Origin of the sequence: Bordetella petrii (assembly GCF_000067205.1) — a bacterium.
GTDB classification, from domain to species: Bacteria; Pseudomonadota; Gammaproteobacteria; order Burkholderiales; family Burkholderiaceae_B; genus Bordetella_A; species Bordetella_A petrii.
Genome location: NC_010170.1, coordinates 2,870,145 through 2,894,083, shown reverse-complemented (window position 1 = coordinate 2,894,083; position 23,939 = coordinate 2,870,145). Strand labels below are relative to the sequence as shown.

The following is a 23,939-nucleotide window of genomic DNA, read 5'->3' as shown; positions in this document are numbered from 1 at the left end:
CCGGCGGTTCAGTCCGCGCCGGCTGGCTGGCGCGGGCCGCGCGCGGCCTTTTCCAGGTGCCGCAGCAATAAGCGCGCGGCGCCCGACAGCGTTGCCTCATCGCGCAGGGCCAGGGCGAAGCGGCGCCGCAGCCCCGCGGTGCCGGACATTCCGACCTTGCGCGAGCAAGGCTTGCCTGACTACGACATGGCGGGATGGTTTGCCGTGGTGGCGCCGGCACACTTGCCGGACGCGGACGTGCGGCGGGTGTACCAGGCCTTTGCCCAGGGGTTCGCCGCGCCCGAGGTAAAGGCCGCCATGGCCACGCAGGGCAACACGATCACGCTGATGCCGCCCGACCAGACTGCCGCGTACTTTCGCACCGAGACGCAGAAGTACGCGCGGATCGTGCAAGGCGCCGGTATCCAGCGCGTATAGCGCTGGGGCGGCGGGCCGTCCGGCGGCGGTCGGCGGCCTTGCCCATTTGCCGGCGCGCGGGCATAAAATGTTCCTTTCGCCCCGACAGGACCCGTGCCATGAACGCCCGCATTCCCGACGACGCACTGCCGCCCACCCTCGATCCCGACGCGCTGCAGGCCTTCGTCGACCGCCAGTGGGACGACGAAATCATTCCCGCGCTCACCGACTACATCGCCGTGCCGGCCAAGAGCCCGGCTTTCGATGCCGACTGGGAAAAGAACGCCTACATCGAGCGCGTGGTGCGCGACGCGGCGCAGTGGGTCGAGGCACGCAAGGTCGCGGGCCTGAAGCTGGAAGTCGTGCGGCTGCCGGGCCGCACGCCGGTCATTTTCTTCGACGCGCCCGCCACCCGCGCCGACAATGGCGATACCGTGCTGCTATACGGGCACCTGGACAAGCAGCCCGAGTTCTCGGGCTGGCGCTCCGACCTGGGCCCCTGGACGCCCAAGTACGAAGACGGCAAGCTCTACGGACGCGGCGGCGCCGACGACGGCTATGCCATCTACGCCTCGCTGACCGCCATCATGGCGCTCGACGCGCAGGGCATTCCGCGCCCGCGCTGCGTGGGCATCGTCGAAACCTGTGAAGAGTCGGGCAGCTACGACCTGCTGCCTTATATTGACGCGCTACGCGACCGCCTGGGCAACGTCGCACTGGTGGTCTGCCTGGATTCGGGCGCCGGCAACTACGATCAGCTCTGGATGACCACGTCGCTGCGCGGCATGGTGGCCGGCACGCTGGAAGTGCAGGTGCTCGACGAAGGCGTGCATTCGGGCGACTCCAGCGGCGTGGTGCCTTCCAGCTTCCGCATCTTGCGCCATCTGCTCGACCGCCTGGAAGACAGCGCCACCGGCCGCCTGCTGCCGCAAAGCCTGCACTGCGAAATTCCCGCCGAACGCCGCGAGCAAGTGCGCGAGACGGCGCGCATTCTGGGCGACGAAGTCTGGCGGCGTTTTCCCTGGAGCTGCGGCGCCGATGGCGGTTTCGTGCTGCCCATGACCACGCAGCCCGAAGAAGCGCTGCTCAACCGCACCTGGCGGCCCACGCTGTCGGTCACGGGCGCCGAGGGCCTGCCGCCGCTGTCCAGCGCCGGCAACGTGCTGCGCCCGCGCACGGCGTTCAAGCTGTCGCTGCGTCTGCCGCCGCTGATCGATGCGGTGGCGGCCTCGCAGGAAATCAAACAACTGCTCGAAGCCGATTCGCCCTACAACGCCAAGGTCATTTTCCATGCCAACCAGGGCGCGGCCACCGGCTGGAACGCGCCTGCCTCGGCGCCGTGGCTTACCCAGGCGCTGGACGCGGCATCGCGGCAGTACTACGACGCGCCCTGCGGCTACATCGGGCAGGGCGGCACCATCCCGCTGATGAGCCTGCTGCAACAGGGCTTCCCGAAGGCCCAGTTCATGGTTTGCGGGGTGCTGGGGCCGCGCTCGAACGCCCACGGGCCCAATGAATTTCTGCATGTGCCCTATGGCAAGCGGCTGACGGCCGCCGTGGCGCAGATCATGGCGGCCATGCCGGCCTGAACGACACCCATGATTCACACCGACGGCTCCTACCAGCGCATCATCGACGAGACCCGCCAGTGGGTAGAACGGGCCGTCATCGGCCTGAACCTGTGTCCCTTCGCGAAGGCGGTGCAGGTCAAGCAACAGGTCCGCTATGCGGCCAGCGATGCCACCGACCCCGAGGGCGTGCTGGCCGACCTGGAAGACGAGCTGCTGCTACTGTCGCGGGCCGATCCCGAACAACTGGACACGACGCTGCTGATCCTGCCCGACGCGCTGGACGACTTCTACGAGTTCAACGATTTCGCCGATCTGTCCGACCGGCTGCTCAAGCGCATGCGGCTGGTTGGCGAGCTGCAGGTGGCCACGTTCCATCCGGCGTTCCAGTTCGCCGACACCGAACCCGACGACATCGAGAACTGCACCAACCGCTCGCCGCATCCCATCTTGCACCTGCTGCGCGAAGACAGCATCGACCGCGCGGTCGAGGCCTTTGGCGACCCCGCCGCAATCTACGAGAAAAACATCGAGACGCTGCGCCGGCTGGGACCCGAAGGCTGGCGCAAGCTGATGGCTGGCTGAGCGAGGCGCGGGCAGGGCGCCCGGCGCCGGGTTCACCGCATGGTCAATGCGGCCGCTTGGCGTAGCGCGCCGCCAATACAGCGCAGACCATCAGCTGGATCTGGTGGAACAGCATCAGCGGCAGCACGATGGCGCCCACGGCCTGGCCGGCGAAGATCACCTGCGCCATGGGAATGCCGCTGGCCAGGCTTTTCTTGGACCCGCCGAAAAGCAGGGTGATGCGGTCTTCCAGGCTGAACTTGAATGCCCGGCCCAGCGCAACGCAACCCAGCAGCGCCAATGCCAGCAGCACCGCGCAGGCCAGCACCAGGCCCAGCAGCGCGGGCACCGGCGTGTCATGCCACAGGCCTTCGTTGACGGCCTCGGAAAACGCCGTGTACACCACCAGCAGAATCGACCCCTGGTCGACGAATTTCAGCAGCGCCTTGCGGTGATACACCCAGGCGCCGATCCAGCGGCGCATGAACTGGCCCAGCACGAAAGGCAGCAGCAACTGCAGCATGATCTTGCCGACTGCGTCGAACGAGATCGGGGCGCTGGCGCTGGCGGCAACGACAGTGCCCACCAGCAGGGGGGTCAGGAAGATGCCCAGCAGGCTCGATGCCGACGCGCTGCACACCGCGGCCGGCACGTTGCCGCGCGCCATGGACGTAAAGGCGATCGCCGACTGCACCGTGGCCGGCAGGCAGCACAGGAACAGGATGCCGGTGTAGAGCTCGGGCGTCACCAGCGGCTGCAGCACAGGCTTGAGCGCCACGCCCAGCACGGGGAACATAATGAATGTGGCCGAGAAAATCGTCAGGTGCAGCCGCCAGTGGGTGAAGCCGGCGATGATCGCTTCGCGCGACAGCCGCGCGCCATGCAGGAAGAACAGCAGCGCGATGCCGATATTGGTGATCCAGGTGAACGCCGCGATGCCCTTGCCATGGGCCGGCAGCACGCTGGCGATAAGAACGGTAATGACGAGGAACAGCGTGAAGCGGTCGGGCAGGAAGCGGGTGTAGCGGGACATGGGGGACTGTTGCGGGGGGCGTCTGGCGGCGGCCAAAGGGCGTTATTGTAGACGCGCCTCAAAGACGGCGTGTTCAGGATGCTGTTAGGGATGCAAGGGCCGGGCAGCGCGCTGCCCGGCAGGCCTATGGCGTCATGGCCAGGGCCAGGTCGAAGGCCGCCACCAGCGAAGCGTGGTCGGCCACGCCCTTCCAGGCGATGTCGAAGGCCGTGCCGTGGTCGACGCTGGTACGCACGAAGGGCAGGCCGACGGTGACGTTGACTCCCTGGTCCACGCCCAGGTATTTCACCGGAATCAGGCCCTGGTCGTGGTATTGCGCCACCACGATGTCGAATTCGCCGCGCCGCGCGCGCATGAAGATGGTGTCGCCGGGCCAGGGGCCCGAGGCGTCCAGCCCGCCGGCGCGCGCCTGGGCGATGGCGGGGGCAATGATGTCGAGATCTTCGCGCCCGAACTTGCCGTCTTCGCCGGCATGCGGGTTCAGCCCCGCCACGGCAATGCGCGGCTTGGCGATGCCCATCTGCCGGCAGGCGCGGTCGGCCAGCCGGATGGCGCGCGCCTCGGCCTGCGGCGTAATGGCCCGCGGCACGTCCGCCAGGGCCATGTGGATGGTGACCAGCAGTACGCGCAACTCATCGTTGGCCAGCATCATGGCGAAATCGGCCGTGTGCGAGCGTTCTGCCAGGATCTCGGTGTGGCCGGGCTGGTCGATGCCGGCCAGATGCATCGAATGTTTGCTCAGCGGGGCCGTGACAATAGCGCGGATGCTGCCTGCCTGGGCATCGTCGATCGCCGCGCACAGGTAGTCATAGGCAGCCTGGCCGGCGGCGGCGCTGGCGCGGCCAACCGGCAGGCCGGAAGGCAGCGGCGCTGCGCAGGACACCACCTCGATGCGGCCCGGGCCGCCACGCGCCTGCGCGGCATCGGCGATTTCGACGATTTCGAGGCGTGCGCCCAGCAGGGCGGCGGCGCGCCGCATGGTGTCGGCGTCGCCATACACCACCGCCGGCGCCTTGAGGCCTTGCGCACAGGCCTTGACGACGATTTCCGGGCCGATGCCGGCGGCATCGCCCATGGTGATGCCCACGGGCGCATGCTCAGCCATTACAGGACGTCGCCCGCATAGTCGGCCAGGCGCGAACGTTCGCCGCGCTGCAGCGTGACGTGGCCGGCGTGCGGCCAACCCTTGAAGCGGTCCACCACGAAGGTCAGGCCCGAACTGCCCTCGGTGAGGTAGGGCGTGTCGATCTGCGCGATGTTGCCCAGGCACACTACCTTGGTGCCCGGGCCAGCCCTGGTGACCAGGGTTTTCATCTGTTTGGGCGTCAGGTTCTGCGCCTCGTCGATGATCAGGTACTTGTTCAAGAATGTGCGACCGCGCATGAAGTTCAGCGACTTCACCTTGATGCGCGAGCGAATCAGGTCCATGGTGGCCGCGCGGCCCCAGTCGCCGCCGTCGCCGTCGCCCATGTTGAGCACGTCCAGGTTGTCTTCGAGCGCGCCCATCCAGGGCAGCATTTTCTCTTCTTCGGTGCCGGGCAGGAAACCGATGTCTTCGCCCACCGGCACCGTGACGCGCGTCATGATGATCTCGGTGTAGCGCTTGGTTTCCAGCACCTGCGTAATGCCAGCGGCCAGCGCCAGCAGGGTCTTGCCGGTGCCCGCCTGGCCCAGCAGCGACACGAAGTCGCAGTCGGGATTCATCAGCAGGTTCAGGGCAAAGTTCTGTTCGCGGTTGCGCGCGGTGATGCCCCACACGTTGTTCTTGCCGTGGGTGTAGTCGCGCAGCGTGGCCAGCACCGCGGTCTTGCCGCTGACTTCGCGCACCTGCGCATATAGCGGCATCTGGCCTTCGAAGTAGACGAACTGGTTGACCATGAACTGCGCGCACAGCGGCCCGTGCACGCGGTAGAACGTGGTGCCGCCTTGTTGCCAGGACTCCACGTCTTTGCCGTGGCGGTTCCAGAAGTCTTCGGGCAACTGCATCACGCCCGAATACATCAGGTCGGTGTCTTCCAGGACGTGGTCGTTGTAGTAGTCTTCGGCCGCCATGCCCAGCGTGCGGGCCTTCAGGCGCATGTTGATGTCCTTGGACACCAGCACCACTTCGCGTTGCGGGAATTTCTCTTGCAGGGCGCGCACCACGCCCAGGATCTGGTTGTCGGCCTTGCCCATGGGCAGGTCCGAGGGCAGGGTGCTATGGATGGCGGTGGTCTGGAACAGCAGGCGGCCGGTGGCCTCTTTGTTGCCCAGCGCGCTCAGCTCCAGGCCGTCGTCGAGCTGCGTGGCGTCGTGCACCAGCGCATCCAGTGAGCGGCTGACCTGGCGCGCATTGCGCGCCACTTCCGACATGCCCTTTTTCTGGTGGTCGAGCTCTTCCAGCGTCATCATGGGCAGGAAGATGTCGTGCTCTTCGAAGCGGAACAGCGAGGACGGGTCGTGCAGCAGCACGTTGGTATCCAGCACGAACAGCTTGCGCGCGGCCTGCTGCGCGCGCGCCTTGGGTTTGCGCGCCGGGGCGCCGGCCGGCTTGGCCGGGCGCGCGGCGGCGACCGGCGCAGGGGCCGGGGCCGGGGCGGCGGCAGAGGCGGCAGACTGAGGCTTGAACCCGTCGAGTTCGGGTTGCACCGGCAGCGGTTTCGCGGCGGGCGCGGCTGGTTGGGCGCGCTTGGCCGGCCGGGTCTTGCTTCGGGCGGCTTCGCCCGAGGGGAATGTCAGGATGGCTGCGGGTCGGGAGGGCAACTTCGGTAGCGGCATATAGGTGATTCTCCTGTGGGGCCGGCTATAGCGCCTGACGATGATTTCAGTACGGGCTCAACCGATACTGCGGGCGGCCTGCAGCACTTCGCTGGCGTGATTGGGCACCTTGACCCCACGCCATTCCTGCACCAGCCGGCCCTCGGCATCGACCAGAAACGTGCTGCGCTCGATGCCGCGTACCTGTTTACCGTACATATTCTTCTGCTTGATGACGCCGTACAGATTGCATACCGTTTCGTCCGTGTCCGAAATAAGAGGGAAGGGCAACTGGTATTTGTTCTGGAAGTTCTGGTGCGATTTCAGCGAGTCGCGCGAAATGCCCACCACCACGGCGCCGGCCGCCAGGAAATCGGCATGCAGGTCGCGGAAATCCTGGCTTTCGGTCGTGCAGCCGGGGGTGTTGTCTTTGGGGTAGAAGTACAGCACCACTGCGCGGCCGCGGCACTGCTCGAGGCTGATGGGGCCGATCGTGCTCTCGGCGATGAATTGCGGAGCGGGCTTGCCTATGTGCGGCGTCATGCGGGGAGATCTCCTTGGGTGGGCAGCAGCGCGACGATGACGCGCCGGCCTTCTGCCATCAGGATGTTGTAGGTGCGGGCGGCCGCCTGGGTATCCATGACCTCGACGCCAATGCCGGCCGCCAGCAGGGGGCGCAGCACGTCCTGGCTCAGCAGCCGCTGCCGGCTGCCCGTGCCGACCAGCAGCACTTCCGGGCCCTGGCCGGCCGTCGGGGCGGCCGTTTCGGGGGCATCCAGGAACGCCATGGGGTCGCGCGGGGCCTCGGTCAGGCCGGCGGCCTGCAAGAGCAGGGCGGAGGTGATGTCGGGGGCGGCCTGGACCGGCCATTCAGCGACCGTGCCTTCGGGGCCGAAGGCGACCGCGTGGGAAAATCGTACCTGGTTGACCTCGATATAGCCGTCACCGTAGGCGGTGACGGTATTCAGGGCCGATGCAGGGTCGGTGTGCAGCTTCAATAAAAACTCCGGCTTTATGATGACGATCATAGCGCATTGGAATGCGCCCATGTTGCAGGGTATCCACGGGCATCGGGGCCGAAATACGCCCATTTGCCGCCTGGGCCGGCTTGCGCTAGATTACTGAGTTTTGCTGCACCGCAAACCTTCTTTTTGTCCCCCGCCTTAACCAAGGAATCATTCCCATGAGGAAGTTCTCCCGCATCGAGCGTCTGCCCCCGTACGTGTTCAACATTACCGGCGAGCTCAAGATGGCCGCCCGGCGGCGCGGGGAGGACATCATCGACATGTCGATGGGCAACCCCGATGGCCCCACGCCCAAGCACATCGTCGACAAGCTGGTCGAGGCCTCCAGCCGGCCCACCACCCACGGGTATTCCGTATCGAAGGGTATTCCGCGCCTGCGCAAGGCCATTTGCGATTGGTACCAGCGCCGCTACGCGGTCGAGTTCGATCCCGACAGCGAAGCCATTGTCACCATCGGCTCGAAAGAGGGCCTGGCCCACCTGATGCTGGCCACGCTCGACCGCGGCGACACTGTGCTGGTGCCCAATCCCAGCTATCCCATCCACATCTATGGGGCAGTCATCGCCGGCGCCAACATCCGTTCGGTGCGCATGACGCCGGGCGTGGACTTCTTCGAGGAACTCGAGCGCGCCGTGCGCGAGTCGATTCCCAAGCCCAAGATGATGATCCTGGGCTTTCCCAGCAATCCCACCGCGCAGTGCGTCGACCTGTCGTTCTTCGAGCGGGTGGTGGCGCTGGCCAAAGAGCACGACATCCTGGTGGTGCACGACCTCGCCTACGCCGACATCTGTTTCGACGGTTACGTTGCGCCGTCCATCATGCAGGTGCCCGGCGCGCGCGATGTCGCGGTGGAGTTCTTCACCATGAGCAAGAGCTACAACATGGCCGGTTGGCGCATCGGCTACATGGTGGGCAATCGCGAACTCGTCAATGCACTGGCGCGCATCAAGAGCTACCACGATTACGGCACGTTCACGCCCATTCAGGTGGCGTCCATCGCCGCGCTCGACGGCCCGCAAGACTGCGTTGGCGAAGTGGTCGAGCAGTACCGCAGCCGCCGCGACGTGCTGGCGCGCGGCCTGCACGAGGCTGGCTGGAACGTCGAGATTCCCAAGGCGTCCATGTATATCTGGGCGCAGATTCCCGAGCCTTACCGTGCCATGGGTTCGCTGGAGTTCGCCAAGCGCGTGCTGTCCGACGCCAAGGTCGCGGTGTCGCCCGGCATTGGTTTCGGCGAATACGGCGACGAGTACGTGCGCTTCGCTCTCATCGAGAACGAACAACGCACGCGCCAGGCGGTGCGGGGCATCAAAGACATGTTCCGCAAGGATGGTCTGCTGAAGTAATAGGCCAGGTGTCCGACTCCGGCAGGGCGTCGGACACGCTCACGCCACGGAGGCTGACACCTCTGCTGTATCTGGAAATCTGAAATGACGAATTCTGCAAGTACGGCGCCCAACGGCGCCACCCGCCCGGGCACCGAGATCAAGCCCATCAAGATCGGCCTGCTCGGACTGGGCGTGGTGGGGGGCGGAACCTGGAGCGTGCTGGCCCGCAATGCCGAAGAAATCGCCCGTCGCGCCGGCCGGCGCATCGAGATCAGCCGCGTCGCCGTACGCGACGTGGCCAAGGCGCGCAGCCGCGTTGGCGACGCCGTCACGGTCGACACCGACGTGCACGCGCTGGTGCGCGACCCCGAAGTCGACATCGTGGTGGAGCTCATCGGTGGCGACACGCTGGCGCGCGAGCTGGTGCTCGAGGCCATTGCGCATCGCAAGCACGTGGTCACCGCCAACAAGGCGCTGCTGGCCAAGCATGGCAACGAGATCTTCGCCGCGGCCTCGGCGCAGGGCGTCATGGTGGCCTTCGAGGCCGCCGTTGCCGGCGGCATTCCCATCATCAAGGCCATTCGCGAAGGCCTGACCGCCAACCGCATCGAATGGGTGGCGGGCATCATCAACGGCACCACCAATTTCATCCTGTCCGAAATGCGCTCGCGCGGCCTGCCGTTTGCCGACGTGCTGGCCGAAGCGCAACGCCTGGGCTACGCCGAGGCCGACCCGACCTTCGACGTCGAGGGCGTGGACGCCGCGCACAAGCTGACGCTGCTGGCCTCGCTGGCATTCGGCGTGCCGGTGCAGTTCGACAAGGCGCACATCGAAGGCATTTCGCAGCTCGCCCAGGAAGACATTGCCCATGCCGAGCGCCTGGGCTACCGCATCAAGCTGCTGGGCATCACCAAGCGCCGCGCCGACGGCATCGAGCTACGCGTGCACCCGGCCCTGGTGCCGGCCGAGCGCCTGCTGGCCAACGTAGAGGGCGCCATGAACGCCGTGCTGGTGCGCGGCGATGCCGTGGGCCCCACGCTGTACTACGGGCAGGGCGCCGGCGAAGAGCCCACCGCCTCGGCGGTGGTGGCCGACCTGGTCGATGTCACCCGTCTGCACACGGCTGACCCCGGCAACCGCGTGCCGCACCTGGCCTTCCAGCCCGACGCGCTGTCCGACCTGGCGATCCTGCCCATCGACAAGGTCAGCACCTCTTATTATTTGCGGCTGCGGGTCGACGATCAGCCCGGCGTGCTGGCCGACATCGCCCGCATCCTGGCCGAGCGCGGCATTTCCATCGGTTCGATGATTCAGCAGCCTTCGCACATCGGCGGCGCCGATATCATCTTCCTGACCCACCAGGCCGTCGAAGGCAATGTCGACCAAGCCATTCGCAGCATCGAACAACTGCCGTTCGTGCGCTCCAGCGTGACGCGCCTGCGTGTCGAGACCCTGACATGAAATACATTTCTACCCGCGGCGGCATGGCCCCGCAAGCATTCAGCGACATCCTGCTCGAAGGCCTGGCCCCCGACGGCGGCCTGGCCGTACCCGAAACCCTGCCGCAGATTTCGGCCGATACGCTCGAAAGCTGGCGCGGCCTGTCGTATGCCGACCTGGCTTTCGAAGTGCTGTCGCGCTTTGCCACCGATATCCCGGCCGACGACCTGCGCCGCCTGACGCACGCGGCCTACCGGCCTGGCATCTTCAGCAGCGAAGACATCGTGCCGCTGCGGGCGCTCGATGACGGGATGCATCTGTTGGGCCTGTCGGAAGGCCCGACGCTGGCCTTCAAAGACATGGCCATGCAGTTCCTGGGCCAGGTTTTCGAGTATGTGCTGACCAGGCGCGGCGCCACGCTGAACATCCTGGGCGCCACGTCGGGCGATACCGGGTCGGCTGCCGAATACGCGCTGCGCGGCAAGCAGGGCGTGGCGGTGTTCATGCTGTCGCCGCATGGCCGCATGAGCGCCTTTCAGCGCGCCCAGATGTACTCGCTGCAAGACGAGAACATCCACAACATCGCCGTGCGCGGCGTGTTCGACGAGGCCCAGGATATCGTCAAGGCGCTGGCTGGCGATCTCGATTTCAAGACCCGCTATCGCATTGGCGCGGTGAATTCCATCAACTGGGCGCGCATCGCCGCCCAGGTGGTGTATTACTTCCATGGCTGGCTGCGCGCCACCTCGGCTGCCGGACAGCAGGTGTCGTTCGCCGTGCCCTCGGGCAATTTCGGCAATATCTTGTCGGGGCACATCGCGCGCGCCATGGGCCTGCCCGTGCGGCGCCTGGTGCTGGCCACCAACGAGAACAACGTGCTGGAAGAGTTCTTCCGCACCGGCATCTACCGCCCGCGCGGCGCCGAGCAAACCTACGCGACCTCCAGCCCGTCGATGGATATCTCGCGGGCCTCGAATTTCGAGCGCTTCGTCTTCGATCTCACCGGTCGCGACCCGCGGCGCGTCAAGGCGCTATGGGCGGACCTCGCGCGCGACGGCTACTTCGATCTGGCCTCCCTGAAGCCGGGCTTCGAATCGCAGTACGGCTTCGTGGCCGGCACCAGCACGCACGCCGACCGCCTGGCCGTGATTCGCGCCACCTACGACGCCACCGGCGTGCTGGTCGACCCGCACACTGCGGACGGCGTGAAGGTCGCCCGCGAGTTCGTCGAGCCGGGCGTGCCCATGCTGGTGCTGGAAACGGCGCTGCCGGCAAAATTTTCCGACACCATCGAAGAGGCCCTGGGCCGGCCGGTAACGCCGCCACCGGCCCTGGCAGGCCTGGAGTCGCTGCCGCAGCGCGTCGAGGTCATGGATTGCGACGCACAGTTGGTACGGCGCTACATCGAGGCCAATGCCAAAGTGTAAGGGTGATTGCGACGTCTTTCCGTCACGGACCCCCGGCCAGCGCGAGCCGGGGGTTTTGTTTTGGGAAGCCGCCCCACGGGCGGGCCGTGGCAGGGGGACGTAACCGGGGCGCGCCCGCTGTCATTACAGACTTATGCATTTTGACGACATCCCGTCACGGTGCAGCAGGAAACGCCGTCCTACATTGAAATTTCTTTCAAGACTGACGGAGAAATGCCCCATGAAATTGAAGACCATGACGCTCGCCCTGATCGTGACCGGAGTCGGCGTACTGGCGGGCTGCTCGTCGCCATCGACGGTACAGACGCGCGACGGTAGCCAGCTCGTCACTCCCGATGAGCCGAAGTACAACGACGATACGGGCTTCTACGAGTACGAGAAAGACGGCCACAAGGTCCAGATCAACAAGGACGATGTGAAGAGCATCGAAGAAGTGAAGTAGCCGCAACAGGCGCGGCATGCGGAACAGGCGTCAGGCGCCCCTCGGGGCGCCTGACGCTTTTCCGGCTGGCCTAGGCAGGCGCTTGGGCGGCCTCGGCGTGATAGCGGCCGACCCGTTCGACTTCGTTCTTCGAGCCGAGGATCACGCTGACGCGCTGGTGCAGCTTGTCGGGCTGAATGTCCAGGATGCGCCGCGTGCCGTCGATGGCCGCGCCGCCGGCCTGTTCGATGATCATGCTCATCGGGTTGGCTTCGTACATCAGCCGCAGCTTGCCCGCCTTGCCGGGCTCGCGCGCGTCCCAGGGGTACATGAAGATGCCGCCGCGGGTCATGATGCGGTGCACGTCGGCCACCATCGAGGCGATCCAGCGCATGTTGTAGTCTTTGCCCAGCGGGCCGGTCGTGCCGGCCAGGCATTCGTCGATGTAGCGCCGCACGGGCGGCGCCCAGTGACGCATGTTCGACATGTTGATGGCGAATTCCTTGGTGTCTTCGGGCACGCGCATATTCTCGTGGGTGAGCACCCACGAGCCCATTTCGCGGTCGAGCGTGAAGCCCACCACGCCGGTGCCGATGGTCAGCACCAGCATGGTCTGCGGACCGTACACCGCATAGCCCGCGGCCACCTGCTGGCTGCCGGGCTGCAGGAAATCCTGTTCGCAGACTTCTTCGGCGCCCGCCACGCGGTGCGGCGCATGCAGCACCGAAAAGATCGTGCCGATCGACACGTTGACGTCGATGTTCGACGAGCCGTCCAGCGGATCGAACAGCAGCAGGTATTCGCCCTTGGGGTAGCGGTTCGGGATCAGATGGATGGTTTCCATTTCCTCGGACGCCATCGCCGCCAGGTGGCCGCCCCATTCGTTGGCCTCGAGCAGGATTTCGTTGGACAGCACGTCGAGCTTCTTCTGCACTTCGCCCTGGACGTTCTCGGACTCGAGGCTGCCCAGCACGCCTCCCAGCGCGCCTTTGCTGACGGCGTGGCTGATGGCCTTGCAGGCGCGCGCCACGACTTCGATCAGCAGCCGCACCTCGGGGCCTAGGGCATTGGCCGAGCGCTGCTGCTCGACCAGGTATTGGGTAAGGGTTTTGCGTTTCAAGAGCGGTCTCCGTTAGCAGCGAATAAAGGGCGTGAAATTCAGGCGGCGAATTCCAGCGCCTTGGATACGATTTCGAGCACGTTGCGCGACAGTCCGGCATGACCGCGCACCTGCTGCAGCGCGGCCTGCATGGGCGCGCGCAGCGCCGGCACGAAGCGGCTCCAGTTGTCGAGCGCGCGCGCCAGGCGGGCGGCGATTTCGGGGTTCAGCGCATCCAGCGCCAGCACCTGCTCGGTCCAGTAGGCGTAGCCCGCGCCGTCGGCGCGGTGCAGGCCGCGCGCATTGTTCAGGCAGAACTGGAACACCAGGGCGCGCGCGCGGTTGGGGTTGCGCAGTGTAAACGCGGGATGCGCCATCAGCGCGCGCACCGCCTCGACGTCGGTGCCGCGCGCGGTGGCTTGCAGCGTGAACCATTTGTCGATGACCAGCGGGTCGTCCTGCCAGCGGGTATAGAAAGCCTGCAGCGCCTGGGCGGCGGCCTGGGGCTGGCCGTGATTCACCAGGGCGGATAGCGCCGCCAGGCTGTCGGTCATGTTGCCGGCCTGGTCGAACTGCGCCTGAGCCAGCGCCTGCGCGCCGTCCAGGCCCGCCGCCATCAGGTGCGACAAGGCCTGGTTCTTCAGCGCGCGCCGGCCGGCCGGGCCGGGTGCCGGGCTGTATGCGCCGGGCGTCTGGTTGCCGTCGAACGCGGCCCGCCATTCGGCCGCCAGTTCGCGGCCCAGCTCGGCGCGCAGGAAATCGCGCGCGGCGGCGAGGGCCGGCGGGTCGATGGCCTGCATGCGTTCGGCCAGGGTTTTTTCCGAGGGCAGGGCCAGGGCGCGGGCACGGTAGCCGGCGTCAAGCGTCGGGTCGGTGAGCAGGGCGCGCCAGGCCTGGATGAAGGCGGCGTCGGCCTGCATAGGCGCGCCGGACTGCTGGCTGGCCGCCAGCGCCAGGATCTGGCGCGTGGCCAGTTCCTGGCCGGCCTCCCAGCGGGCGAAGGGGTCGGTGTCATGGGCCGAGAGCAGAGCCAGTTCAGCGTCGCTCCAGTTGTATTCGACGATCACCGGCGCGGAAAAGCCGCGCAGCAGCGACGGCACCGGCTGGGCGGGCACGTCGTGGAACACCCATTGCTGGCTTTCCTGCGTGAGTTCGAGCAGCGCCGTGTCCTGCGGCTGCCCGCCCGCCAGCCGCAGCGGCAGCGCGCGACCCTGGGGATCGAGCAGACCCAGTGCAAAGGGAATGTGCGGCGGCGCTTTCACGTAGCCGTCGCCGGCGCGCTTTTCCACACCCGCGGGCGGGCAACGCTGGGCGAGCGTGACGGTGCACTGCCTGGCGGCCGCATCGTAATCGAGGCTGACGGCCACGCGCGGCGTGCCCGCCTGGCGGTACCAGCGGCGGAACACCGAGAGATCGCGGCCGGGGTGCTGGCGCGCATACACGGATTCCATCGCGGCCACGAAATCGTCGCAGGTGACGGCCTGGCCGTCGTGGCGCCGGAAGTATTCGTCCATGCCGGCGCGAAAACCTTCCGCGCCCAGCAGGGTGTGCTGCATGCGGATGACCTCGGCGCCTTTCTCGTACACCGTGGCCGTATAGAAGTTGCCGATTTCCTGGTAGCTTTCCGGCCGGATGGGGTGGGCCATGGGGCCCGCGTCTTCCGGATACTGCGCCGCGCGCAAGGTAACCACGTCGTCAATGCGCTTGACGGCGCGGGCGCTGGCGGCCGCGGCCGGGTCCAGATCGCGCGCCATCATGTCGGCGGTGAATTCCTGGTCGCGGAAAACGGTCAGGCCTTCTTTCAGGCTGAGCTGGAACCAGTCGCGGCAGGTGACCCGGTTGCCGGTCCAGTTGTGAAAATACTCGTGCCCGATCACGGCCTCGATGCCCTCGTAGTTGGCATCGGTGGCGGTGTGCGGATCGGCCAGCACATAGGCGGCGTTGAAAATGTTGAGGCCCTTGTTTTCCATGGCCCCCATGTTGAAGTCGCGCACCGCCACCACCATGAAACGGTCCAGGTCGAGTTCCAGGCCGAAGCGGGACTCGTCCCAGCGCAGCGCCCGCACCAGCGACTCAAGCGCCCACTCGGTGCGGTCTTCAGAGCCGGGGTCGCTGTACACCTGCAGCAGCACCGGGCGGCCGCTGGCGGTCTGCACGGTGGTTTCGCGATGGGTCAGGCGGCCGGCCACCAGGGCAAACAGATAGCAGGGTTTGGGAAACGGGTCTTCCCATTGCGCTTCCTGGCGGCCGTCGGGCAGGGTGTGCGTGGCCAGCAGGTTGCCGTTGGACAGCAGTACCGGGTAGTCGGCCGTGGCGCGCAGCGTGACGCGGTAGCGCGACATGACGTCGGGCCGGTCGGCGAACCAGGTAATGCGGCGAAAGCCTTCGGCCTCGCATTGCGTGAAGAAATTGCCGCCCGACACATACAAGCCCATCAGGGTGGAATTGGCGGCGGGCCGGCAGCGGCTGACGATATCGATTGTGGCGGCGCCCGGCAGCCCCGACAGGATCAGGGCGCTGTCGTCCAGCGTATAGCGGTCTGCCGGCCAGGGTTTGCCGTCGACCTGCAGCGACACCAGCTCCAGTTCGGCGCCATCCAGCACCAGCGGCGCGTCGGCAGGGGCATCGGCCTTGCGCTCGATGCGCAGCGTACTGTGCACCTGGGTGGATTCGGGGTCCAGGTCGAACGCCAGGGCGACTTCCGGAATGGCATACGGATAGGGCTGATAATCCTTGCGATATACGGTTACAGGCGTTTCGGTGCGCATGCCAAGACCAGTTCAGAATAGGGGAATGACGTATTGTAGTGGTACCCCGCCGGCCAAATATCGGAAGAAATATCCGGTTGAAAACTTTCATTCACCGGCATGGTCGAAATCTACGTATGATGGCGCCCATCGCAGGAGATGCTCATGTCCCAATCCCTATCGTGGCTCGGTTTCTGGCGGTGGGCCGGTATAGCGGTCGCGCTGTCGGCCGGGTTGCTGACAGGCTGCGCCACGCCCACGGTCGAGGCCCGCGTCACGTCGTTCCAGCAATGGCCCGCCGACGTGGTCGGCCAGACCTACCGGTTCGTGGATGCCGAACCCGGCCAGGCCGGCAACCTGGAATACCAGGCCTACCAGGACACGATGCGCGCCGGCATCGGGCCCACCGGCCTGGTCGAGGCGCGGGCGGGCCAGTCGGCGCGCTTCAAGGTGTCGTTCAAGTACGGGTCCGAGCAAACCCAGGTAATGGTGCGCCGCGCCTATGATCCGTATTTCTATGGCGGCTATGGCGGGTTTTACGGGCCGCGCTGGTGGGGCGGCGGCTTCGGGTATTGGGGCCCCGACTGGGTCGACGTGCCCGCGGTGGCATATCGCAACCGCCTCAGTGTCGAAATCCACGATAGCGCGCGCAATGACGCCGAGGTATATCGTGCCACGGCGTATATAGTCACCGGCCGTGAAGACCTGGTGCGCACCATGCCGTATCTGGTGCGCGCCATATTCGATAATTTCCCGGGCAATAATGGCTCGGAGCGCGAAGTGGAATATCCGCTCGACCGCTGAGCGGACTGCCGGGGTATGGGGTGGGCAATTTCCGGCGCAGCGGCCGGCGGCGCCGGGAATAATGCCGGGCCAAATGGCCCGGCGCCGCCCAGACGCGATTTATTCGGCGATCAGGAAGGTTTCGCGGCTGTTGCCCGCGGCTTCTTCGGCGGTCAGCCAGCGCGGCGCCTTGCCGCGGCCGCTCCAGGTTTCACCGGTCTTGGGGTGGCGGTACTTGGGCGCCACCTGGCGTTTGGCGGCCGGCGCGGCCTTGCGATTGCCCGAGGCTCGCGATTTCGAGGCGCCGCCAAAAGCGCTGGCGATTTCCTCGGGGGTAATATTGTATTCGCGCATCGACGCGACAATGGATGCAATAACCGGTTTGCGGCGCTTGTTTTGCAGGGCTTCCGCTTTTTTTTGCAATTTGTTTATTTCTTTTTCTATTTTGGCTTGCAGGGCGGAGTACGTTTCACGGGGCATGGCGAGTCCTGAGAGATTATGGTGCGGTCTATTGCCGGTATTAAAAGCGGTCTGGCGCGGGTAATAAAGGCCTTATTGGTCGGCCATGCTTGCCATAATACATAAAATATCCGGCCCGTTCAGTATTGTGCAGCATATTTATCATTTTCAGAGGGCTGAAAAATGGGTGTTTCAGGGTCGAATTCAACGGTAGTGGCCGCCATCCAGATGGTCTCAACGCCCGACGTGCAGGATAATCTGCGCCAGGCCGGCGAGTTAATCACCGAAGCGGCGGCCGCGGGGGCGCGCCTGATTTCCCTGCCCGAGTATTTCTGTTTTATGGGGCATGGCGATCTGCAGAAGCTCGAAATAAAGGAACAGCCCGGCCAGGGGCCGATCCAGGATTTCCTGGCGGCCCAGGCCGAACGGCATGGCGTGTGGCTGGCGGGCGGCACGCTGCCGCTGGCCTGCCCCGACCCGGGCCGGGTATTCAACAGCACCTTTGTCTATGGCCCCGACGGCAAACCGGCCGCACGCTACGACAAAATCCATTTGTTCAATTTCCAGCGCGGCGACGAGGCCTATGACGAGTCCATCGCCATCCGCCCGGGCGATACGGTGCGCGCCTTCGATGCGCCGTGGGGGCGGGTGGGCCTGTCGGTCTGCTACGACTTGCGGTTTCCCGAGCTTTACCGCGCCCTGGGGCAGGTGGACTTGATTCTGGTGCCGGCCGCCTTTACCTACACCACGGGCAAGGCGCACTGGGAGCTGCTGCTGCGCGCGCGCGCCATCGAAAACCAATGCTATGTGCTGGCCGCCGCACAGGGCGGGCGCCATCCTAATGGCCGGCGCACCTGGGGCCATTCCATGCTGATCGACCCGTGGGGCGAGGTGCTCGGCGTCCTGCCCGAGGGGCCAGGCGTGGTCAGCGGTACCATAGAGGCTGAGCGCCTGGCGCAAGTGCGCGCATCACTGCCGGCATTGCGCCATCGAGTCCTGTAAAGACATTAATCTTATGAAGCCGATCGATCCCGATATCCAATCCCTGGCCACGGCCAAGTCGCTGCTGCTCGACCCTTGGGGCCTGACCGAAGCCGACATGGCTCGCGCGCTGGGCGAAATCTTCACCCACAAGGTCGATTATGCCGACCTGTATTTCCAGTACACGCGCAGCGAAGGCTGGAGCCTGGAAGAGGGCATCGTCAAGACCGGCAGTTTCTCGATCGGGCAAGGCGTGGGGGTGCGCGCCATCAGCGGCGAAAAAACCGCCTTCGCCTATTCCGACTCGCTTTCGCCCGAGGCGCTGCTTTCGTCGGCCCGCACGGTGCGTGGCATCGCGCGCCGCGGCGCGGGCAAGGTGAAGGTGGCGGCCCAGGTGCCGCCCGAGGCCGGGCGCAGCCTGTACGCCGACCTCGATCCGCTTGCCACGCTGAGCGCGTCGCAGAAGGTCGCGCTGCTCGAACAGGTGGAACGCATGGCGCGTGCGCGCGATCCGCATGTCATCCAGGTGATGGCGGGGCTGGGCGCCGAATACGATGTCGTGCTGGTCGCCGGCAGCGACGGCCGCCTGGCTGCCGACGTGCGCCCGCTGGTGCGCCTGTCGCTCACCGTGATCGCCGAGCGCAACGGGCGCCGCGAAATGGGCCATGCCGGCGGCGGCGGCCGGCTGGGGCTGGCGTATTTCTCTGAAGACATTCTGCAAGGCTATGTCGAGCGCGCCGTGCACGAAGCCATGGTCAACCTGGATGCGCGCCCCGCCCCGGCGGGCGAGATGACGGTGGTGCTCGGGTCGGGTTGGCCGGGCATTCTGCTGCACGAAGCCGTGGGCCACGGCCTGGAAGGCGATTTCAATCGCAAGGGGTCCAGCGTGTTTTCCGGCCGCATCGGCCAGCGCGTGGCGTCCAAGGGCGTGACCGTCATCGACGACGGCACGCTGCCCGACCGCCGCGGTTCGCTGAACATCGACGACGAAGGCAATGCCACGCAGCGCAATGTGCTGATCGAAGACGGCATCCTGCGTGGTTATATGCAAGACACCCTGAACGCGCGCCTGATGAGAACGGGCGCCACCGGCAACGGCAGGCGCGAATCGTTCGCGCACCTGCCCATGCCGCGCATGACCAACACCTACATGCTGGCCGGCCAGACGCCCCCCGAGGAAATCATCGCCTCGGTCAAGCACGGCATTTATGCGGCCAATTTCGGCGGCGGCCAGGTCGACATCACCAATGGCAAGTTCGTGTTCTCGGCGTCCGAGGCCTACATGATCGAAAACGGCAAGGTCACTTATCCGGTCAAGGGGGCCACGCTGATCGGCAACGGTCCGGACGCCATGAACCGCGTCAGCCTGATCGGCAACGACCTGCAGCTGGATTCCGGGGTGGGGACTTGCGGCAAGGACGGCCAGAGCGTGCCGGTGGGGGTGGGCATGCCCACGGTGCGCATGGATGGGCTCACGGTGGGCGGTACGGCCTGACGTGCTGCCAATGATCCGGACCTTGGCGCCGGTCTTGGCGGCCTTGCCGTTTTTGTGCTAGAGTTTCTCGTCATGAAATTCGCGTCCCCCGCCTTTTATTTTTATTTTTTTGGTTTTCTGAAGCCGCTGGCGGAGGAAGGGACGCGCTCAATCTGAAGTCCGTACGAAATCCCTCAAAAAAGCCGCCAGCCCCCTGGCGGCTTTTTTGTGCCGTCAGCCTGGCGGGGCAACCCAGGAGCACATCGTGTCACACAATACCGACGATCTTCGCATCCGCGAAATCAAAGAGCTGAACCCGCCATCGCACGTCATGCGCGAATTCCCCTGCACGCAGCAGGCGTCCGAAACCGTTTTCGCCGCGCGCCAGGGCATGCACCGCATCCTGCACGGCATGGACGACCGCCTGATCGTGGTCATCGGGCCGTGCTCAATTCACGACACCCGGGCCGCGCTGGAATATGCCGGGCGCCTGAAGCCGGTGCGCGACCGCCTGCAGGGCGAGCTGGAAGTGGTGATGCGGGTGTATTTCGAAAAACCGCGCACCACCGTGGGCTGGAAAGGGTTAATCAACGACCCGGGCCTGGACGGCAGTTTCGACATCAATCGCGGCATCCGCGTGGCGCGCGAGCTGCTGCTGGACATCAACAGCCAGGGCCTGCCCGCCGGCTGCGAGTTCCTCGACATGATCACCCCGCAGTACATTGCCGACCTGGTGTCCTGGGGCGCCATCGGGGCGCGCACGACCGAAAGCCAGGTTCACCGCGAGCTGGCTTCCGGGCTGTCGTGCCCGGTGGGCTTCAAGAACGGCACCGACGGCAATGTGAAGATCGCCGTCGACGCCATCAAGGCGGCATCGCAGCCGCATCATTTCCTGTCGGTGACCAAAGGCGGGCATTCGGCCATCGTGTCCACTGCCGGAAACGAAGACTGTCACGTGATCCTGCGTGGCGGCAAGGCGCCCAATTACGACGCTGCCAGCGTGTCCGCCGCCTGCCAGGACATGGCCAAGTCCGGCCTGGCCCAACGCCTGATGATCGACGCCAGCCACGCCAACAGCAGCAAGAAGCCCGAAAACCAGCCGCTGGTGATCGACGATGTGGCGCGCCAGATCGAAGGCGGCGACATGCGCATCGTGGGCGTGATGGTCGAGAGCCATTTGCTGGGCGGTCGCCAGGACATGGTTCCGGGCGAGCCGCTGGTGTACGGCCAGAGCATTACCGACGGGTGCATAGACTGGGACGCCTCGGTACAGGTGCTCGAGCGCCTGGCGCGGGCCGTGAAAGAGCGGCGGCGCGCGGCCACGACGGCGGGCAAGTAGGGCGGCCGGCGGGCGGGCGGCCCTCATGTTCCATCATGCCTGGGGCGCGGAATTCGCGCCGCGCCCGGCGTAGAATGCAGAGTTCCCATCCTTCTGACGCCTCTACGCCATGAATGCACCCGCCACCGCCGAATCCCTGCGCCGTCCGGTTCCCGCCGCCTGCCTGGACGCCCTGCGCGCGCAATTTGCCGACCGCCTGTCGGTGTCGCAGGCCGTGCGCGAGCATCATGGCCGCGACGAATCCCCGTATCCGCCGATGCTGCCCGATGCCGTCGTGTTCGCCCATAGCACCGAAGAAGTGGCGGCGGTGGCGCGCCTGTGCAACGAATACCGCGTGCCGCTCATTCCGTATGGCGCGGGCTCGTCGCTCGAAGGACATCTGCTGGCCATCCAGGGCGGCATCAGCATCGACTTGTCGCAAATGAACCGCCTGCTGGCGGTCAATGCCGAAGACCTCACCGCCACGGTGCAGGCCGGGGTTACCCGCAAGCAGCTCAACGAAGAAATCCGCGACACCGGGCTGTTCTTCCCGATCGACCCGGGCGCCGATGCCAGCCTGGGCGGCATGGCCGCCACGCGCGCCTCGGGCACCAACGCCGTGCGCTACGGCACCATGCGCGAAAACGTCATGTCGCTCACCGTGGTCACGGCCGACGGCCGCATCGTGCGCACGGCGGGCCGGGCCCGCAAGTCGTCGGCCGGCTACGATCTCACCCGCATTTTCGTGGGCAGCGAAGGCACGCTGGGCATCATTACCGAAGTCACCGTGCGGCTGTACCCGCAACCCGAAGCCGTATCGGCCGCGGTGTGCAATTTCCCCACGCTCGACGACGCGGTGCAAAGCGTCATCGAGATCATCCAGATGGGCGTGCCGGTGGCGCGCGTCGAATTCATGGACGCGGCGGCAGTGCGGGCTGTCAACCTGCACAGCAAACTGGCGCTGCGCGAAACGCCTATGCTGGTGTTCGAGTTCCACGGCAGCCCGGCCGGCGTGCAAGAACAGGCCGAAACCGTGCAGAGCATCACCGCCGAGCACGGCGGCATGGACTTCGAATGGGCCGAACGCCCCGAAGACCGCAGCCGCCTCTGGACGGCGCGCCACAACGCCTATTTTGCCGGCCTGCAATTGCGGCCCGGCTGCCGCGCCAGCACCACCGATGTCTGCGTGCCGATTTCCCGGCTGGCCGACTGCGTGCGCGAAACCGTCGACGAGCTTGACCGCGCCAGTTTTCCGTACACCATCGTGGGCCATGTGGGCGACGGCAATTTCCACGTGCTGATGTTGCTGGATGCCGACAACGAGGCTGAGTGGCAAGAGTCTGAAACTGTTAATCACAATTTGGTGCGGCGCGCCATCGCGGCCGACGGCACCTGCACCGGCGAGCACGGCGTGGGCCTGCACAAGATGCAATTCATGACCGAAGAGCACGGCGAAGACGCGCTGGCGCTGATGCGCAGCCTGAAGCACGCGTTCGACCCGAACAACATCCTGAACCCCGGCAAGATCATCAGCTGGTAAGACCATGCCGCCAGCAGGGCGGGCGGGGCCGGCGGGTGCGGGTAAATCCGCCCTGCCGGGAATGATAGCCACGCGCTATTGTTGCGCTCATGAATTCACTGGTCGAACCGAACCTTAGTCACACCCAGCAGCCGTTTTCCGCGAAGCAGGTCATCGATGCGCTGCATGCCGTGCTGCCTGCGCACTGCGTGTTGCACCGCGAAGAAGATACCCGTCCATACGAGTGCGATGGCCTGTCGCTGTACCGCGCGCTGCCGCCGGTGGTGGCCCTGCCCGAGACCGAAGAACAGGTCATCGCGGTACTGCGCCTGTGCAAGCGGCTGAATGTGCCGCTGGTGGCGCGCGGCGCCGGCACGGGCTTGTCCGGCGGCGCCTTGCCGCACGCGCAAGGTGTGCTGATGGGCCTGGCCAAGTTCAACCGCATCCGGCGCATCGACCCGGCCAGCGGCACGGCAGTGGTCGAACCGGGCGTGCGCAACCTGGCTATTTCCGAGGCGGCCGCGCCTTACGGGCTGTACTACGCGCCCGATCCTTCCAGCCAGATCGCCTGCTCCATCGGCGGCAACGTGGCCGAGAACTCCGGCGGCGTGCATTGCCTGAAGTACGGCCTTACCGTGCACAACGTGCTGCGCGTGCGCGTGGTCACCATCGATGGGGAAGTGGTCGAACTGGGCTCCGAAGCGCCCGATGCGCCGGGGCTGGACTTGCTGTCGGTGTTCATCGGGTCCGAGGGCATGCTGGGCGTGGTAACCGAGATTACCGTCAAGCTCATTCCCAAGCCGGCCTGCGCGCAGGTGATCATGGCCAGCTTTTCCAGCGCCGAGGCCGCAGGCCAGGCGGTCACCGATGTCATTGCGGCGGGCATCATCCCGGCAGGCCTCGAAATGATGGACCGCCAGGCAGTGCAGATGGTCGAACCCTTCGTCAACGCGGGCTACGACGTTTCCGCGCAGGCCATCTTGCTGTGCGAATCGGATGGCACGGCCGAAGAAGTGGCGCACGAAATCCAGCACATGGAGGCCGTGTTCCGCAAGGCCGGCGCCACGCGCCTGCAGGTGTCGCGCGACGAGGCCGAACGGCTCAGGTTCTGGGCGGGGCGCAAGAATGCGTTTCCCGCGGCCGGGCGCGTGTCGCCCGACTATTACTGCATGGACGGCACCATTCCGCGCCGCCATCTGGCGCGCGTGCTGGGAGCCATCGAGCAGATGGAAGATGAATTCGGGTTGCGTTGCGCCAACGTGTTCCACGCGGGCGACGGCAACCTGCATCCGCTGATTCTGTTTGACTCGAACAAGCCCGACGAAGTCGAGCGGGCGGAAAAATTCGGCGCAGCCATTCTCGAGCTGTGCGTGCAGGTCGGAGGCACCCTGACAGGTGAGCACGGGGTGGGTATGGAGAAAATAAATCAAATGTGTGTGCAATTTACGCGCGATGAACTGGACGCGTTCCTGGCCGTGAAGCGGGCATTCGATCCGCCCGGGCTGTTGAACCCTGAAAAGGTGATTCCCACCCTGGCGCGTTGCGCGGAATACGGCAAGATGCACGTGCACGCCGGAGAAATGAGCTTTCCCGACCTGGCTCGCTTTTAAGGCGGGCGCAA

Annotated in this window: 22 protein-coding genes; 13 read left to right on the top strand and 9 right to left on the bottom strand. The window is 65.9% G+C overall.

What is annotated here, in order from left to right; translation table 11 throughout:
* Window positions 1-8: 8 nt before the first annotated feature.
* Complete coding sequence (locus BPET_RS26915; RefSeq protein WP_158310081.1) at window positions 9-149, bottom strand: hypothetical protein; 141 nt, start codon at window positions 147-149, stop codon at window positions 9-11.
* Between BPET_RS26915 and BPET_RS13955 the strand changes: the two genes are divergently transcribed.
* The 3 genes from BPET_RS13955 to BPET_RS13945 all read left to right on the top strand — a co-directional run bounded on the left by BPET_RS13955 (window position 139) and on the right by BPET_RS13945 (window position 2,549).
* Window positions 139-417, top strand: a complete 279-nt coding sequence (locus tag BPET_RS13955; RefSeq protein WP_012249664.1) for a tripartite tricarboxylate transporter substrate-binding protein — start codon at window positions 139-141, stop codon at window positions 415-417. The genes BPET_RS26915 and BPET_RS13955 overlap by 11 nt on opposite strands.
* Before the next feature lie 98 nt (window positions 418-515).
* Complete coding sequence (locus BPET_RS13950) at window positions 516-1,985, top strand: M20 family metallopeptidase (RefSeq protein WP_012249663.1); 1,470 nt, start codon at window positions 516-518, stop codon at window positions 1,983-1,985.
* A 9-nt stretch (window positions 1,986-1,994) separates the two neighbouring features.
* Entirely contained in the window at window positions 1,995-2,549 is a 555-nt protein-coding gene (locus tag BPET_RS13945; RefSeq protein ID WP_012249662.1) for a DUF1415 domain-containing protein, read from the top strand.
* Window positions 2,550-2,592: 43 nt separating this feature from the next.
* On the opposite strand, the gene BPET_RS13940 is transcribed toward BPET_RS13945, so the two are convergent.
* The 5 genes from BPET_RS13940 to BPET_RS13920 all read right to left on the bottom strand — a co-directional run bounded on the left by BPET_RS13940 (window position 2,593) and on the right by BPET_RS13920 (window position 7,295).
* A complete protein-coding gene (locus BPET_RS13940) occupies window positions 2,593-3,561 on the bottom strand; it encodes a bile acid:sodium symporter family protein (RefSeq protein WP_012249661.1) in 969 nt (322 codons plus the stop codon).
* A gap of 124 nt (window positions 3,562-3,685) precedes the next feature.
* Window positions 3,686-4,666 carry a 4-hydroxythreonine-4-phosphate dehydrogenase PdxA gene (pdxA, locus tag BPET_RS13935; protein ID WP_012249660.1) on the bottom strand — a complete coding sequence of 327 codons (981 nt, stop codon included), beginning with the start codon at window positions 4,664-4,666 and terminating at the stop codon, window positions 3,686-3,688.
* Complete coding sequence (locus tag BPET_RS13930) at window positions 4,666-6,318, bottom strand: PhoH family protein (protein WP_012249659.1); 1,653 nt, start codon at window positions 6,316-6,318, stop codon at window positions 4,666-4,668. Before BPET_RS13930 ends, pdxA begins: the two co-directional genes overlap by 1 nt.
* 57 nt (window positions 6,319-6,375) lie before the next feature.
* A complete protein-coding gene (locus BPET_RS13925; RefSeq protein ID WP_012249658.1) occupies window positions 6,376-6,840 on the bottom strand; it encodes a peroxiredoxin in 465 nt (154 codons plus the stop codon).
* Window positions 6,837-7,295 (bottom strand): Mth938-like domain-containing protein, encoded by a 459-nt coding sequence (locus BPET_RS13920; RefSeq protein ID WP_041863966.1) that lies wholly within the window; start codon window positions 7,293-7,295, stop codon window positions 6,837-6,839. Before BPET_RS13920 ends, BPET_RS13925 begins: the two co-directional genes overlap by 4 nt.
* Before the next feature lie 185 nt (window positions 7,296-7,480).
* Between BPET_RS13920 and alaC the strand changes: the two genes are divergently transcribed.
* The 4 genes from alaC to BPET_RS13900 all read left to right on the top strand — a co-directional run bounded on the left by alaC (window position 7,481) and on the right by BPET_RS13900 (window position 11,959).
* On the top strand, window positions 7,481-8,668 hold the full coding sequence (alaC, locus tag BPET_RS13915) for an alanine transaminase (protein ID WP_012249656.1): 1,188 nt from the start codon (window positions 7,481-7,483) through the stop codon (window positions 8,666-8,668).
* A gap of 138 nt (window positions 8,669-8,806) precedes the next feature.
* Window positions 8,807-10,111, top strand: a complete 1,305-nt coding sequence (locus BPET_RS13910; protein WP_041863965.1) for a homoserine dehydrogenase — start codon at window positions 8,807-8,809, stop codon at window positions 10,109-10,111.
* Window positions 10,108-11,517, top strand: a complete 1,410-nt coding sequence (thrC, locus tag BPET_RS13905; protein ID WP_012249654.1) for a threonine synthase — start codon at window positions 10,108-10,110, stop codon at window positions 11,515-11,517. The genes BPET_RS13910 and thrC overlap by 4 nt, the downstream gene beginning before the upstream one ends.
* Window positions 11,518-11,737: 220 nt before the next feature.
* Window positions 11,738-11,959 (top strand): YgdI/YgdR family lipoprotein, encoded by a 222-nt coding sequence (locus BPET_RS13900; protein ID WP_012249653.1) that lies wholly within the window; start codon window positions 11,738-11,740, stop codon window positions 11,957-11,959.
* A gap of 70 nt (window positions 11,960-12,029) precedes the next feature.
* Here BPET_RS13900 and BPET_RS13895 read toward each other — a convergent pair whose 3' ends face one another.
* Window positions 12,030-13,058, bottom strand: a complete 1,029-nt coding sequence (locus BPET_RS13895; RefSeq protein WP_012249652.1) for a class 1 fructose-bisphosphatase — start codon at window positions 13,056-13,058, stop codon at window positions 12,030-12,032.
* Between the two features lie 38 nt (window positions 13,059-13,096).
* Window positions 13,097-15,805 carry an aminopeptidase N gene (pepN, locus tag BPET_RS13890; protein WP_012249651.1) on the bottom strand — a complete coding sequence of 903 codons (2,709 nt, stop codon included), beginning with the start codon at window positions 15,803-15,805 and terminating at the stop codon, window positions 13,097-13,099.
* Window positions 15,806-15,949: 144 nt separating this feature from the next.
* Between pepN and BPET_RS13885 the strand changes: the two genes are divergently transcribed.
* Window positions 15,950-16,588 carry a DUF4136 domain-containing protein gene (locus BPET_RS13885; RefSeq protein ID WP_012249650.1) on the top strand — a complete coding sequence of 213 codons (639 nt, stop codon included), beginning with the start codon at window positions 15,950-15,952 and terminating at the stop codon, window positions 16,586-16,588.
* Window positions 16,589-16,687: 99 nt separating this feature from the next.
* Here BPET_RS13885 and BPET_RS13880 read toward each other — a convergent pair whose 3' ends face one another.
* Window positions 16,688-17,047, bottom strand: a complete 360-nt coding sequence (locus BPET_RS13880) for an H-NS histone family protein (RefSeq protein WP_012249649.1) — start codon at window positions 17,045-17,047, stop codon at window positions 16,688-16,690.
* Between the two features lie 162 nt (window positions 17,048-17,209).
* Here BPET_RS13880 and BPET_RS13875 point away from each other — a divergent pair, with 162 nt between their 5' ends.
* The 5 genes from BPET_RS13875 (at window position 17,210) to BPET_RS13855 (ending at window position 23,928) form a co-directional block, all read left to right on the top strand.
* Window positions 17,210-18,028, top strand: a complete 819-nt coding sequence (locus BPET_RS13875) for a carbon-nitrogen hydrolase family protein (RefSeq protein ID WP_012249648.1) — start codon at window positions 17,210-17,212, stop codon at window positions 18,026-18,028.
* 13 nt (window positions 18,029-18,041) lie between these two features.
* The gene (gene tldD / locus BPET_RS13870; RefSeq protein ID WP_012249647.1) at window positions 18,042-19,502 is read left to right on the top strand and encodes a metalloprotease TldD; all 1,461 of its coding nucleotides are present in this window, start codon (window positions 18,042-18,044) and stop codon (window positions 19,500-19,502) included.
* A 244-nt stretch (window positions 19,503-19,746) separates the two neighbouring features.
* The gene (aroG, locus tag BPET_RS13865) at window positions 19,747-20,820 is read left to right on the top strand and encodes a 3-deoxy-7-phosphoheptulonate synthase AroG (RefSeq protein ID WP_012249646.1); all 1,074 of its coding nucleotides are present in this window, start codon (window positions 19,747-19,749) and stop codon (window positions 20,818-20,820) included.
* Window positions 20,821-20,929: 109 nt separating this feature from the next.
* Window positions 20,930-22,339 carry an FAD-binding oxidoreductase gene (locus BPET_RS13860; RefSeq protein ID WP_012249645.1) on the top strand — a complete coding sequence of 470 codons (1,410 nt, stop codon included), beginning with the start codon at window positions 20,930-20,932 and terminating at the stop codon, window positions 22,337-22,339.
* Between the two features lie 89 nt (window positions 22,340-22,428).
* Window positions 22,429-23,928 (top strand): FAD-linked oxidase C-terminal domain-containing protein, encoded by a 1,500-nt coding sequence (locus BPET_RS13855; RefSeq protein WP_012249644.1) that lies wholly within the window; start codon window positions 22,429-22,431, stop codon window positions 23,926-23,928.
* Window positions 23,929-23,939: the final 11 nt, after the last annotated feature.

Excerpts from the sequence above, each read along its gene's own strand:
- pepN (WP_012249651.1), bottom strand. The coding sequence starts at position 15,805 with ATGCGCACCGAAACGCCTGTAACCGTATATCGCAAGGATTATCAGCCC.
- BPET_RS13880 (WP_012249649.1), bottom strand. The coding sequence starts at position 17,047 with ATGCCCCGTGAAACGTACTCCGCCCTGCAAGCCAAAATAGAAAAAGAA.
- thrC (WP_012249654.1), top strand. The coding sequence starts at position 10,108 with ATGAAATACATTTCTACCCGCGGCGGCATGGCCCCGCAAGCATTCAGC.
- BPET_RS13940 (WP_012249661.1), bottom strand. The coding sequence starts at position 3,561 with ATGTCCCGCTACACCCGCTTCCTGCCCGACCGCTTCACGCTGTTCCTC.
- pdxA (WP_012249660.1), bottom strand. The coding sequence starts at position 4,666 with ATGGCTGAGCATGCGCCCGTGGGCATCACCATGGGCGATGCCGCCGGC.
- BPET_RS13925 (WP_012249658.1), bottom strand. The coding sequence starts at position 6,840 with ATGACGCCGCACATAGGCAAGCCCGCTCCGCAATTCATCGCCGAGAGC.
- BPET_RS13875 (WP_012249648.1), top strand. The coding sequence starts at position 17,210 with ATGGGTGTTTCAGGGTCGAATTCAACGGTAGTGGCCGCCATCCAGATG.
- alaC (WP_012249656.1), top strand. The coding sequence starts at position 7,481 with ATGAGGAAGTTCTCCCGCATCGAGCGTCTGCCCCCGTACGTGTTCAAC.
- BPET_RS26915 (WP_158310081.1), bottom strand. The coding sequence starts at position 149 with ATGTCCGGCACCGCGGGGCTGCGGCGCCGCTTCGCCCTGGCCCTGCGC.
- BPET_RS13860 (WP_012249645.1), top strand. The coding sequence starts at position 20,930 with ATGAATGCACCCGCCACCGCCGAATCCCTGCGCCGTCCGGTTCCCGCC.
- BPET_RS13950 (WP_012249663.1), top strand. The coding sequence starts at position 516 with ATGAACGCCCGCATTCCCGACGACGCACTGCCGCCCACCCTCGATCCC.
- tldD (WP_012249647.1), top strand. The coding sequence starts at position 18,042 with ATGAAGCCGATCGATCCCGATATCCAATCCCTGGCCACGGCCAAGTCG.
- BPET_RS13945 (WP_012249662.1), top strand. The coding sequence starts at position 1,995 with ATGATTCACACCGACGGCTCCTACCAGCGCATCATCGACGAGACCCGC.
- BPET_RS13855 (WP_012249644.1), top strand. The coding sequence starts at position 22,429 with ATGAATTCACTGGTCGAACCGAACCTTAGTCACACCCAGCAGCCGTTT.
- BPET_RS13930 (WP_012249659.1), bottom strand. The coding sequence starts at position 6,318 with ATGCCGCTACCGAAGTTGCCCTCCCGACCCGCAGCCATCCTGACATTC.
- BPET_RS13900 (WP_012249653.1), top strand. The coding sequence starts at position 11,738 with ATGAAATTGAAGACCATGACGCTCGCCCTGATCGTGACCGGAGTCGGC.
- BPET_RS13885 (WP_012249650.1), top strand. The coding sequence starts at position 15,950 with ATGTCCCAATCCCTATCGTGGCTCGGTTTCTGGCGGTGGGCCGGTATA.